Raw genomic sequence first — 12,495 nt, 5'->3', positions numbered from 1 at the left:
GAGTGGGATTGGGCATGGGGCGCGTCTTCGTCGCCGGCAGCATCAATATGGACGTGGTGGCGACCGCCGAGCGCCATCCACGGATCGGCGAGACCGTCGCCGGCGAGGCCGTGCTGTATTTTCCCGGCGGCAAGGGCGCCAACCAGGCGGTGGCATCGGCCAAGCAGGGCGTGCCGACCACGCTGGTCGGCCGGCTCGGCACCGATGCGTTCGGCAAAGAGCTGCGAACCTTCCTTGCCGCGCAAGGCGTCGATCTCAGCTTCGTCAAGGACACCGGCGGCACGCATTCGGGCACGGCGATCATCACGCTCGCCAATGCCGACAACACGATCGTCGTCGTGCCGGGCGCCAACGGGCTGGTCGATGCCGATGATGTCGCAGCACCCGAGCTTGCGAAGGGTGACGTCGCGGTCAGCCAGTTCGAGATCCCGCTGCCGACGATCGCCGCATTCTTCAGCCGCGCCCGCGCCGCCGGCGCCACCACGATCCTCAATCCGGCGCCGGCGAAACAGGCCGACAAGGCGCTGCTCGATCTCGTCGATGTCCTGATCCTCAATGAGACCGAGCTTGGCCTGATGACGGGAGCGGAGCTGCGCGACAGCGATGACCCCTCGCGCTTCGCCGAGGCGGCACGGACCCTGGGGCGCGGCAAGACCGTCTGCGTCACACTCGGCAAGCGCGGCGTGCTCGCGCTGGCCGAGGACCAACCGCTGCTCGTGCCGGGACGCGAGGTCAAGGCTGTCGACACCACAGGCGCCGGCGATTGCTTCGTCGGCGCCCTCGCCTCGCAGCTCGCCATCGGCAAGCAGCTCGGTGACGCGCTGGCCTACGCCAACATTGCCGCCTCGATTTGCGTGCAGCGGATGGGGGCCGCGCCGTCGATGCCGACGGCGGATGAGGTGGCCGCTATTCTCTCCCCGAGTCGTCCCGGCGAAGGCCGGGACCCATAACCACCGGCCGTGGAAACAGGCACGCGCACAGTGACTGCGTTCATCTACACCAATGACGGCCGCGGAGTATGGGTCCCGGCCTTCGCCGGGACGACGCTTACATTTGCGCCAGCGCACTCTTCAAATCGAACCCCGTGTCCGCCGCCTGCTCCGGTGTGATCGAACCACCCGCGCCGAGCAGCCGGCGACCGAACATGTGATCGCCGGCGCGATTGACCGACTCGATGCCGAGCAGCCTTTCACCGCGATAACAGAACGCCGAGAATGCCCCCTGCGCGCGGTCGCCGCGCACCACGACGCGGTCATAGCCGGTGGTGAGACCCGCCATCTGCAGCTTGTCGGGGCCCTGGTCGCTCCAGAACCACGGCAGGCCATCATAGACCTCGGTCTTGCCGGTCAGCCGTGCCGCCACGCAGCGCGCATGGTCGGTCGCGTTCTGCACCGACTCCAGCCGCAGCGACCCGCCGAAGCGCTTGCTGGTGTAGAGCGCGCAATCGCCGATCGCGGAGATATTCGGATCAGCGGTCGAAAGATGCTCGTCGACGATGATGCCGGATGCGACCGGCAGCCCGGCCTCCGCCGCAAGCTCGACATTCGGCAGCACGCCGACGCCGACCACGACGAGATCGGCCGGGATATGGGTGCCGTTGCTCAGGCTGACACCGGTGACCTTGGCGCCATCGGCCTCGATCGCCGTGACCTGGACTCCCAGGTGGATCCGGATGCCGGCCGCGCCGTGCCGCGACTGCGAGAACTCGGAGATCTCCGCGGTCACCGCGCGCGCCATCACGCGCGAGGCGAGCTCGACCACGTCGACCTCGAGGCCCTTGGCCCGCGCGGTGGCCGCGAATTCGAGCCCGATGAAGCCCGCGCCGATCACGACGACGCGCATGCCGGGTGCGATCAGATCGCGCAGCGCCTGGCTCTCGTCGAGGATGCGCAGGTAGCGGACGGCGTCGAGCTTTGCGTTGGGAATATCGAGCAGCCGGTTCCGCGCGCCGGTCGCGAACACCAGATGGCCGTAGTCGAGCGAGGTGCCGGAGGCGAGCGTCACCTTCCGCGCATTGCGGTCGACCGCATGGGCGTGATCGGTGATCAGCTCGATCTTATTGTCCTGGTAGAACTTGTCGGGCCGGAACATCAGGGTCTCGGGCCCGCCAGTCCCCTTCAGATAGGCCTTCGACAAAGGCGGCCGCTGGTACGGCAAATGGCCTTCGTCATTGAGTAGGGCGATGCGCTCGGCGAAACCGGCCTGGCGCAGCGACGCTGCGAGCTGGAAGCCGGCATGTCCGGCGCCGACGATGATGACCGAGCCTGTCATCGGAACAACCCAAATACGCGCGAGCAGGAGTGACCCATGCCGTTTCCTCTTGTCGATGTTAGCTTGCGTGCCCCGTCACCACAGCGCTCGTGTCTGCGTACCGAAGGCGCGCGCCATTTGGCCTCATGGCTCGCGCTGATGCAAGGGGGTCTCCGGCAAATCTGGGCACCCGCAAGCCGCCTCCTGGCCCCTGGCGGATTGCCACGGCTCCCGCCAAGGCCTTAAATGGCCGGAAATAACAAGCCCAAGGTCTTCAAAATGCCAGCACCCGCCTCCGCCAACGACCCCGCTTTGCTCCGCATCGACGGCGCCATCGCGACCATCACGCTGAACCGGCCGGCCGCGTTCAATGCGATCGACATGACGATCGCCAAGAAGCTCGAGCAGCTCGGCATCGAGGTCGAAGCTAACAAGAACGTCCGCGTGCTGGTCATCGAGGGCGAAGGCCGCGCCTTCTGCGCTGGCGGCGACCTGCAAACCATCGGTGCTGCGACCGAAGCCAACAACGTCGCGCCCGTGGTAGGCGAGATGCTGCACCACTACCACGCCTTCATCGAGACGGTTCGGCGGATGCCGAAGATCGTGCTGTCCAGCGTGCACGGATCGGCGGCCGGCGCCGGCATGGGCCTCGCCTTCGTGACCGACCTGTGTATCGCCGCGGAGGATGCCCGCTTCACGCCCGCCTATGCCAAGATTGGCGTGTCGCCCGATGGCGGCAGCACGGTCGGCATCGTCGGTACCGTCGGGACCCGTCGCGCGCTGCAGATCTTCCTTGCCGAGGATGGCTTCAGCGCGCAGCAGGCCTATGAATGGGGACTGGTCGTCAAGACCGTCCCCGCGGCCGAGCTGAAGGCGGCCACCCGACAGCTCGCCGAGCGCCTGGCGAAAAATCCGCCCGCCGCGATCGCGGGGACCAAGTCACTGGTCTATCAGGCCGCCACCACACCGACCAAGCAGCAGCTCGACGCCGAGGAACACAAGATCATCACGTCGATGCATACCGAGGATTTCCGCGTCGCGGTGAAGAAGTTCACCAGCAAGTCGAAGTAGGCGCGCGACGGCCTTCCCAAGGCGTGTATGCAGACTGTCCGCCTTCGGACCAGGATCGGGAAGGCGGGATGCGCGCTTGCGGCCCAAGGGCGACCATCGACCAGAGCTGGTCTTCGTTTGAAGGTTTAAGCGTGCCTGAGGCTGTCGGGCTCAGCATTTTCGTGCCGCATGCAAAGTCTCCGCTGCTGCTCCATGCACCTTGCGAGGAAGTCGAGTGGCGCTTTTTGGCCCGCAGCGGACTTTGACGCTAGTGACACTGAGTGACAAGCAGTGTTACGATTTGTGTATTGGCAAGCGCCTCACAGCATTAGCCGGGGTGCGCGCGAGAAATTAATATTTTGATCCATATGAGCAAAAGAGGGCGGGGCATGTCGAATTTTAGTGTGCGCGCTACGTTGGTTGCAGTTTTACTATCAACGGCATTGGGTGGGTTGGTTGAAAGCGCCTATGCCCAGAGTGCAAAGCCGAATGCAGAGGCGAAATCGAAACCTCAGCCGACAGGGCAAATGATATGTAGTTCGTCGGGAGGGTGTCGGCCAGTCAAACCGGGCTGTCACCTTGAAGCGGTCCGAACTGGGAATTCCGGCCTCACGTCAAACGTGGAAGTTTGCAAATAAACGGTGCCGCTGCAATGTAAACGCCATCAGTCGCGACCCTTTCTTTCGAGAACCGATGCGGAATTGAATGAGGTGACGACGAATTGGTCCAGACCGGCGGTTGGTACAAAGATATCTCGTTAATCCAACCGCGCGGCGGACTATTTCTCATGTTGGCCCAGAGCCGCTCTCGCCCTTCGACGCCATGATGTCCGCTTTCAGGGGTGGAGCGGTCATCGCTTGTCGCATGCGTAGTGGACTGATGAGCACACGCCTAATTCGGGCAGATGTATCCGGTGCCGCCGGGCGCCTTGAAGCAGCCGACCGATTCCGGGATCACCTGCTTGGGCAGCCATAGCACGACCTTCGGAAAATAGATCGTGAAGCAGATCGTGACCAGGAACACGACGTAGATCGGCAGCGCCGCCCGCAGCGCTTTTGCAAAGCTGATGCCGACGAATTTCGAGGCCATCAGCAGCACCAGCCCATAGGGCGGCGTGATCAGGCCGAAGGCCAGTGTCGCGATCAGCACGACGCCCATGTGCACGCCGTTGATGTCGCCGGCCTGGGTCAGCGCGTTCACCAGCGGCATGAAGATGATGATGGTCGGCACCGGCTCGATGAAGTCACCGACCACGGTGAACAGCAGCACCATCAACAGCATGATGAGATGCGGGTCGTTGCCGGCGATCGAGGTGATCCAGTCGGCGATGTAGATGGCGCCGCGCAGATAGGCCAGCATCCAGCCGAACGCGTTCGCCGCGCCGATCGTGATCAGCGGCAGCGAGAAGATCAGACCGGCCAGGCAGAAGTCATACGGAATCTTCTTCAGGTGCCCGCGGTTCAGCGCGGGGATCACGACGATAATGATGTAGGCGACCGCGACCACGCCGGCCTCGGTCGGGGTGAACCAGCCGGTCAGGATGCCGCCGAGCAGGATCACCGGGATCATCAGCGGCAGCGCGGCATCGCCGGCGGCGAACGCGATCTGGCGCAGCGGCGTGCGCGGCTTGCGCAGGCCTGACGGCCCGAAGAAATAGCAATAGATCATCAGCCCGAAACCGATCATCAGCCCGGGCACCACACCCGCCATGAACAGGCCGGCGATCGAGACATTGCCGACCGCGCCGTAGACCACGGCGGTAATGCTCGGCGGCACCAACGCCGCGATGGTCGAGGCCGAGGCGATGATCGCGGCGATGAAGGCCGGCTCGTAGCCCTCCCGCCGCATCGGCCCGCCGAGCGCCCGGCTCATGACAGCGACATCGGCGGTGGTCGAGCCCGACATTTCCGAGAAGAACATGCTGAACACGACGACGACCTGCGACAGCCCGCCCCTGATGTGCCCGACCAGCGAGACCGACAGGTTGGCAATGCGGACCACGACATTCGCCGAGCCCATGAGCTCGCCGACCAGCAGGAAGAACGGGATCGCCAGCAGCGCCTCGGAATCGACGCCGTCAAAGATCTTCTGGATGATCGCGGCGAGCGACACATCCGACAGCGCCGCGCCGATGAACACGCCTGCCATCAGCGAGAACGGCACGGGCACGCCGAGATAGCCAAAGAACAGGAAGCAGGACGACATCAGCACCAGCACGACCGGTGCGCTCACGGCTGCACTCCCGTGGTGGCACTGGTATTGATCGCAGGAATCGCAAGATCCTCGTCCGGCGGCTCCGGATGCTCAAAGCCGTTGCGGATTCCATTGACGAGCTGCTCGACCGTGAACAAGCCTATCAAGATGCCAGACAGCGGAATCACCGCATAAAGCGACGCGATCGGCGTGCCGGACGGCAGCCGGAAACTGCCGAAGCCACGAAGATAGTTTTGATAGCCGTACCAGACCAGGCAAAACGCGACGCCCAGCACCACCAGGCGGATGACGATCTCGACGACCAGCCGCGACCTGCCGTGCATCGCCTCCGAGAGCGCGGTGAGATAGAGATGATCGTTGCGCCTGGTCGCGACCGCGGCGCCAATGAAGATTGCGTAGATGAACAGCGTCGAGGTCACCTCCTGCAGCCACAGCCAGGGATGACCGATGGTGCGGGTGACGATGTCGGCGGTGACCGACAGCGAGAAGCCGAAGCACAACAGGCCGCACAGCATCATCAGGATCAGCTCGAGCCGATCCAGCGCCCGCCATTTCAGGTGCCGCTGGCGTTGCAGCACCAGCCTGTCGGCGATGGCCATGGCTCGCGCTCCGCGTCGACCCGGGCGTCTAGTTAATCGCGCGGATCAGGTTCTTGATCTTCTCTGCGTGCGGGCCGAGCTCCTTGGCGAGCTTATCAAGATAGGGATCGGCGATCGCGGTAAAACTCTTCTTGTCGACGTCCTCGACCACCTTGACGCCGAACGACTTCAGCTTGGTCAGCGCATTCCGCTCCAGCTCGAAGGCCTTCTGCGGCTCCTTGGCGCTGACCTCGTTGGCGGCGGCCTGCACCCATTGCTTCTGTTCGGCGGAGAGGCTCTGCCAGAGCTTGTCGGAGACGAACAGCAGCGCGTTGTTGGCCTCGTGCTCGGTGATCGACAGCACCGGCGCGACCTCGTAGTGCTTGTTGACGAGATAGACGTTGATGCTGTTCTCGGCGGCGTCGACCACGCCGGTCTGCAGCGAGGTGTAGACGCTGCCGAACGGCATGTGCACCGTCTGTGCGCCATAGGCCGGGAACATGGTGTCCTCGGTCGCGGTCGCCTGGACCCGGACCTTCACGCCCTTGAGGTCGCCGACGTTGTGGATTTCCTTCTTGCTGTAGATGTGGCGCACGCCCTGCGAGCCGGTGCCGATCACATGCAGGCCCTGCGTGGTCTCGTCGATCATCGTCCTGATGGCGTCGAACACCTGCGAGTCCGCCAGCGCCTTGATCACATGGGCGTCGTTGCGGAACAGGAAGTGCAGCGACATCACGCCGGCCTGCGGCGAGATCGTCGCCGTGTTGGCGGAGGAGACGATCGCGAACTCGATATCGCCTGATTTCACCAGCTGCAGCAGCTGCGGCTCCTGGCCGAGCTGCGCACCGGGATATTGGTCGACGATCATCGTGCCCTTGCTCAATTCCTTGAGCTTCTCGGCGAACAGATCGCCGGCGACCGAATAGCCGGTGTTGCGCGGCTGGTCATAGGCGAAGCGGAAGTGCTTGGCCTCCTGCGCGCCGGCGCGCGCCGGCAGCAGCAACGCTGCCACGGCCATGGCGATCCCGACGATCCTGGCTGAATAGCCCATCGCGACGTTCCCCCTGTTTTTGATTGACGCGATCATCCCATCAGTCCCGCGGGATTGTCAATAAAACAGAGGGAATTAGACGAGCGCGGGCGCTATCGTGCACCGCATCGCAGAAATTATCGACAATTCGGCAGTTTCGCCGAACGACGCGCGCTACTTCCCCTTGGCGCGCATGAAGTCGAAATCGCAGCCCTCGTCTGCCTGCAGGATCGTCTCGTTGAAAAGATGCGCGTAACCGCGCCTGGCCCAATCAGGCGTGCCGGCCGGGACCAGCGCGGCGCGACGCTTCTGCAATTCGGCCTCGTCGACGAGGAGATCGATGCTGCGCTTGGCAACATCGAGCCGGATCATGTCGCCGTTGCGCACCAGACCGAGCGGACCGCCGACGGCGGACTCCGGCGTGATGTGCAGCACGATGGTGCCGAAGGCCGTGCCGCTCATCCGCGCATCGGAGATGCGGACCATGTCCTTGACGCCGGTGCGCGCGAGCTTCTTCGGGATCGGCAGGTAGCCCGCCTCCGGCATGCCCGGGGCGCCCTTGGGGCCGGCGTTGCGCAGCACCAGCACGTCGTCGGCGGTCACGTCGAGCGCGGGGTCGTCGACCCGCAGGGTCATGTCCTCGACCGACTCGAACACCACGGCACGCCCGGTGTGCTGCAGGAGCTTTGGGCTCGCCGCCGACTGCTTGATGACGGCACCGCGCGGCGCGAGATTGCCGTGCAGGATCGCCATCGCGCCTTCGGCCTTGATCGGGTTGGCCTTGGAGCGGATCGCGTCCTGTCCCGGCACATCCTCTGCGTTGGCGACGACCTCACGCAACGTCTGGCCAGTCATGGTCCTGGCATCGAGGTCGATGAGGTCGCCGAGCTGCGCCATCAGCTTCGGCACGCCGCCGGCATGATGGAAATGCTCCATGTAATGTTCGCCCGACGGCTTGAGATCGACCAGAACGGGCACCTCGCGGCCGAGCTTGTCGAACGCCTCGAGGTCGATCTTGTGCGGCGAGCGGTTCGCGATGGCGGTCAGATGAATGAGCCCGTTGGTCGAGCCGCCGATCGCCTGCAGGACGACCTGGGCGTTGCGGAACGACGACGGCGTCAGGATCTCGCTCGGCTTCGGTCCCTTGGTCTTCGCCATTTCGGCGGCGACACGGCCGCTGGCCTCCGCGGAGCGGAAGCGTTCGGCATGCGGCGCCGGGATCGTCGCGCTCATCGGCAGCGACAGGCCGAGCGCCTCGGTGATGCAGGCCATCGTGGAAGCCGTGCCCATCACCATGCAGGTGCCGACCGACGGCGCGAGGCGGCCGTTCACCGCCTCGATCTCGACATCATCGATCTCGCCGGCGCGATACTTGCCCCACAGCCGGCGACAGTCGGTGCAGGCGCCGAGCACCTCGCCCTTGTGATGGCCGACCACCATCGGGCCGACCGGAATCACCACCGTCGGCAGATCGGCGCTGATGGCGGCCATGAGTTGTGCCGGCAGGGTCTTGTCGCAGCCGCCGATCACGATCACCGCATCCATCGGCTGGGCGCGGATCATCTCCTCGGTATCCATCGCCATCAGATTGCGCAGGTACATCGAGGTCGGATGCGCAAAACTCTCGGCGATCGAGATAGTCGGGAACACGAACGGCATCGCGCCCGACAGCATCACGCCGCGCTTCACCGCTTCGATGATCTGCGGGACGTTGCCGTGGCAGGGATTGTAGTCGCTGTAGGTGTTGGTGATGCCGACGATCGGGCGATTGAGCGCGTCATCCGAATAGCCCATCGCCTTGATGAAGGCCTTGCGCAGGAACAGCGAGAAGCCGGCGTCACCATAGCTGGTCAGTCCCTTGCGAAGTCCGTCGGCCATTTTCTTCTCTTCCCGTGGTTGTTCGGCCGCACTTAAGGAGCGACATGAATTATTGTCAATATGAGATAATCTGGCGCAGGAGCGCGGCTGGTCTGCGGCAAAATCGCCCCCATTATTGACAATAGCCATGGCGTCATGCTGACCTCCGGCATCGACCCGAAGCCGAGAGCGCATGACAGCCGAGCCCACCTTGCCCGAACTCCAAACCCCCTCGCGCGAGGAGGAACAGGCGGAAGTGATCCGCCGGCTGGAGGAGGACATCATCTTCGGCCGCTTCGCGCCCGGTTTGCGGCTGGTCGAGGATACCCTGATGCAGCGCTACGGCGCGAGCCGGCATTTCGTCCGCCAGGCGCTGTTCCAGCTCGAACGCCAGGGCATCGTGCTGCGCGAGAAGAATGTCGGCGCCACGGTGCGGTTCTATTCGGCGGAGGAAGTGCGGCAGATCTACGAGGTGCGCGAGATGCTGACGCGCCAGGCCGCGCTGATGATCGCGCTGCCCGCGCCGGACAGCCTGGTCGAGCAATTGAGCGAGCTGCAACGGCATTACTGCGTCAAGGCCGACGCGCAGGACATGCGCGGCATCCACGAAACCAACGATGCGTTCCACCTCGCGCTGTTCTCCGCCTGCGGCAACCCCTATCTGGTGCGCTCACTGCAGGACTACATGAACCTGACGCTGCCGATGCGCGCCAAGAATCTCGCCGACAGCGAGGGCCTCGCCTTGTCGCGCCGCCAGCACGAATTGATGATCGAGCTCTTGAAAGGCCGCGACAGCTGGGCGCTGGCGCAGCTCTGCGTCGATCACATGCAGTACAGCAAGGCGGACTATCTCGTCCGCATCTCCAACGACAAAAAGCCGCAATAGCACGATACGCGGCCTCCTCGTGAAGGAGACGGCGATGCGTTACGTGGCTTTGTTGATGGGATCGATCGCCGTGCAGCTTGCGCTTGGCGGAATTGCCGACGCGGCCGATCCGCGTGCGACCGAGCTGACCTATGAGCCATGGGCCAAGACCTGCCTGACCGAGGCGAGTTGCTTCGTCGCTGCGGCGGCCCGCGGCCAGTGCGCGCCGTCGGGCGGCACCATCAGCATCTCGCCACAGACCAGCACGCACGCGCTGCTCACCGCCAATGTCGGAACGCGGACCATGCTGGAAGGCACGATCAGCCTCCGCATCGATCAGGACGAACCGATGCAGGTCGCCAGGACGCACTGCTACACGCTCGGCTGCGGCGGCACGCTGGAGGCCAATGGCGAGCTGATCGAGCGGCTGAAGCACGCGCAAACGATCGTGGTGGAAGCGAAGAACCTGACCGGGCAGAAGATTAGCCTCAACTTCCCGCTCGCGCATTTTTCAAAGACCTATGACGGGCCCGGAAGCGCACCCAAGGCATCCGCACAAGGCTCGAATGAGCCGCAGCGCCAGCACACGGAGGCCGTGAAGCAGCTCCCGCAGTGTGACGACTGATCACTTCTTCCAGTCGATCACCCTCGTCCTGTCGCCGTCGAACTCCATGCTGCAGAACGCCCCGCCCTGGTAAAAGTCGCCGACCGGATCGGGCGGCAGCTTGGCCTGCTCGGCCATCGCATGCTCGCGGAAGTCTTCGCCGCGGCCGGTCGGACGATAGCCGAGATCATAGGCACGATGATTGTCCCACCACGAGCGCTCGTTGTACGACGCGCCGTACAGCACCTCGAAATGAATGTCAGGATGTTCGAGCCCGATCCGGCAAAGCTGCACCAGATCCTCGGGCTTGAGCCAGATCGAGAGCCTGCGGTGATCGAGCGGCGCCGCACCGAAATTGCCGATCCGGATGCAGGTCACCTTGATGCCGTGCTTGTCGGCATAGAGCGCGCCGACACCCTCGCCGAACACCTTGCTCACCCCATAACGGCTGTCCGGCCGCGCGGTGACATCGGTGCTGATACGGTGGTGGCGCGGGTAGAAGCCGACCGCGTGATTGGATGAGGCGAAGATCACGCGCTTGACGCCCTTCTTGCGCGCCGCCTCGAACAGATTGTAGCAGCCGATGATGTTGGCCTGCAGGATCGCATCCCAGGCCCCCTCGACCGAATAGCCGCCGAAATGCAGGATGCCGTCGACGCCCTCGCAGATCGCCTCGACCTCTGCGAGGTCGGCGAGATCGGCCGCCTTGAACTTTTCATTGCTGCCGAGATCGGAGGGCTTCTTGATGTCGCTCAGCAAGAGATCCGGATAGATCGGCGGCAGCAGCTTGCGCAGGCTCGTTCCGATTCCACCCGATGCGCCGGTCATCAATATGCGTGGCATGCCGTCCCTCGTCTTTCCTGTTTGCCCACGGGAATCATTGGGCCGAATTGCGGTCGCAGGCCGACAATGATAGCAAACCATGCGCTCAAGGAAACACCATCGAAACACAACAACGAGAACAGCAAATGTCCGATGTTCATTCCGCCGGCTGGCGTCCCGCGACCTGTTATCCCGATCCCGCGATTCACGCGCTCGATCCGCGCTTCGAGAAATACTGGCTGAAGCTCTCTGCCATTGAGCGCATCGCGACCGGCCTGCGCTGGGCCGAAGGTCCGGTGTGGTTCGGCGACGGCCGCTACCTGTTGTGCAGCGACATCCCGAACCAACGCATCCTCAAATGGGAGGAAGAGACCGGCGCGGTCAGCATCTTCCGCAAGCCGTCGAACTTCGCCAACGGCAACACCCGCGACCGCCAGGGCCGGCTGGTCACCTGCGAGCATGGCGGCCGCCGCGTGGTGCGTACCGAGTATGACGGATCGATTACGGTGCTGATCGATTCCTTCGGCGGCAAGCGGCTGAATTCGCCGAACGACGTCGTGGTGAAATCCGACGGCGCGATCTGGTTCACCGATCCGATCTTCGGCCTGCTCGGCAATTACGAGGGCTACAAGGCCGATCCGGAGATCGAGCCCAACGTCTACCGGCTCGATCCCGAGACCGGCAAGGCCAGCATCGTCGCCGAGGGCGTGCTCGGCCCGAACGGGCTGTGCTTCTCGCCGGACGAGAAGACCCTCTACGTCGTGGAATCGCGCGGCGAGCCGAACCGCAAGATCCTCGCCTATGACGTCGCAGCCGACGGCAGGACGATCTCGAACAAGCGCGTGTTCATCGACGCCGGCCGCGGCACGCCCGACGGCATGCGCTGCGACATCGACGGCAATCTGTGGTGCGGCTGGGGCATGGGCGATCCCGAGCTCGACGGCGTCGTCGTGTTCGCACCCGACGGCGTCATGATCGGCCGCATCGCGCTGCCGGAGCGCTGCGCCAACCTCTGCTTCGGCGGACTGAAGCGCAACCGCCTGTTCATGGCGGCGAGCCAGTCGATCTATGCACTCTACGTCAACACCCAAGGCGCGCTCGGCGGTTAGACCTCTTCGTCGTCCCGGCGAAAGCCGGGACGACGATCAAAAGTTAAAACACCCAAAACTCCCACGCCCGCGCAGTTGGCAGCCCCCGCGCCCAAAAACTGTCTCTCGTAGACCAG

11 protein-coding genes are annotated in these 12,495 nt (G+C 64.2%); 5 read left to right on the top strand and 6 right to left on the bottom strand.

The window, feature by feature from the left end; genetic code table 11:
- Positions 1–14 precede the first annotated feature (14 nt).
- Positions 15–950, top strand: coding sequence for a ribokinase (rbsK, locus tag Q0030_RS17830; RefSeq protein WP_298369597.1), 936 nt, complete (start codon positions 15–17; stop codon positions 948–950).
- A gap of 97 nt (positions 951–1,047) precedes the next feature.
- On the opposite strand, the gene Q0030_RS17825 is transcribed toward rbsK, so the two are convergent.
- The gene (locus tag Q0030_RS17825) at positions 1,048–2,271 is read right to left on the bottom strand and encodes an FAD-dependent oxidoreductase (RefSeq protein WP_298369595.1); all 1,224 of its coding nucleotides are present in this window, start codon (positions 2,269–2,271) and stop codon (positions 1,048–1,050) included.
- Positions 2,272–2,529: 258 nt separating this feature from the next.
- Between Q0030_RS17825 and Q0030_RS17820 the strand changes: the two genes are divergently transcribed.
- Positions 2,530–3,321: an enoyl-CoA hydratase-related protein gene (locus Q0030_RS17820; protein ID WP_298369591.1), complete on the top strand. Its 792-nt coding sequence runs from the start codon at positions 2,530–2,532 to the stop codon at positions 3,319–3,321.
- A gap of 870 nt (positions 3,322–4,191) precedes the next feature.
- Here the strand turns inward: Q0030_RS17820 and Q0030_RS17815 are convergent.
- The 4 genes from Q0030_RS17815 to Q0030_RS17800 all read right to left on the bottom strand — a co-directional run bounded on the left by Q0030_RS17815 (position 4,192) and on the right by Q0030_RS17800 (position 9,000).
- Complete coding sequence (locus Q0030_RS17815) at positions 4,192–5,532, bottom strand: TRAP transporter large permease (protein ID WP_298369589.1); 1,341 nt, start codon at positions 5,530–5,532, stop codon at positions 4,192–4,194.
- The gene (locus Q0030_RS17810) at positions 5,529–6,113 is read right to left on the bottom strand and encodes a TRAP transporter small permease (RefSeq protein WP_298369587.1); all 585 of its coding nucleotides are present in this window, start codon (positions 6,111–6,113) and stop codon (positions 5,529–5,531) included. The genes Q0030_RS17815 and Q0030_RS17810 overlap by 4 nt, the downstream gene beginning before the upstream one ends.
- Positions 6,114–6,141: 28 nt before the next feature.
- Positions 6,142–7,110 carry a TRAP transporter substrate-binding protein gene (locus tag Q0030_RS17805; protein WP_298370114.1) on the bottom strand — a complete coding sequence of 323 codons (969 nt, stop codon included), beginning with the start codon at positions 7,108–7,110 and terminating at the stop codon, positions 6,142–6,144.
- 186 nt (positions 7,111–7,296) lie between these two features.
- Positions 7,297–9,000 carry an IlvD/Edd family dehydratase gene (locus Q0030_RS17800; RefSeq protein WP_298369585.1) on the bottom strand — a complete coding sequence of 568 codons (1,704 nt, stop codon included), beginning with the start codon at positions 8,998–9,000 and terminating at the stop codon, positions 7,297–7,299.
- Positions 9,001–9,172: 172 nt separating this feature from the next.
- Here Q0030_RS17800 and Q0030_RS17795 point away from each other — a divergent pair, with 172 nt between their 5' ends.
- Both Q0030_RS17795 and Q0030_RS17790 read left to right on the top strand, forming a co-directional pair.
- The gene (locus Q0030_RS17795) at positions 9,173–9,865 is read left to right on the top strand and encodes a GntR family transcriptional regulator (protein ID WP_298369583.1); all 693 of its coding nucleotides are present in this window, start codon (positions 9,173–9,175) and stop codon (positions 9,863–9,865) included.
- 34 nt (positions 9,866–9,899) lie between these two features.
- On the top strand, positions 9,900–10,469 hold the full coding sequence (locus tag Q0030_RS17790) for an invasion associated locus B family protein (RefSeq protein ID WP_298369581.1): 570 nt from the start codon (positions 9,900–9,902) through the stop codon (positions 10,467–10,469).
- Here Q0030_RS17790 and Q0030_RS17785 read toward each other — a convergent pair whose 3' ends face one another.
- Positions 10,470–11,291 carry an NAD(P)-dependent oxidoreductase gene (locus Q0030_RS17785; protein WP_298369579.1) on the bottom strand — a complete coding sequence of 274 codons (822 nt, stop codon included), beginning with the start codon at positions 11,289–11,291 and terminating at the stop codon, positions 10,470–10,472.
- A gap of 125 nt (positions 11,292–11,416) precedes the next feature.
- On the opposite strand from Q0030_RS17785, the gene Q0030_RS17780 reads away from it, so the two are divergent.
- On the top strand, positions 11,417–12,379 hold the full coding sequence (locus Q0030_RS17780) for an SMP-30/gluconolactonase/LRE family protein (RefSeq protein ID WP_298369577.1): 963 nt from the start codon (positions 11,417–11,419) through the stop codon (positions 12,377–12,379).
- Positions 12,380–12,495 lie beyond the last annotated feature (116 nt).

Origin of the sequence: uncultured Bradyrhizobium sp. (assembly GCF_947648125.1) — a bacterium.
In the GTDB taxonomy this organism is placed as follows: Bacteria; Pseudomonadota; Alphaproteobacteria; order Rhizobiales; family Xanthobacteraceae; genus Bradyrhizobium.
Note: the sequence above shows the minus strand (reverse complement) of the source record. Positions and strands in the feature narration are given on the sequence as shown.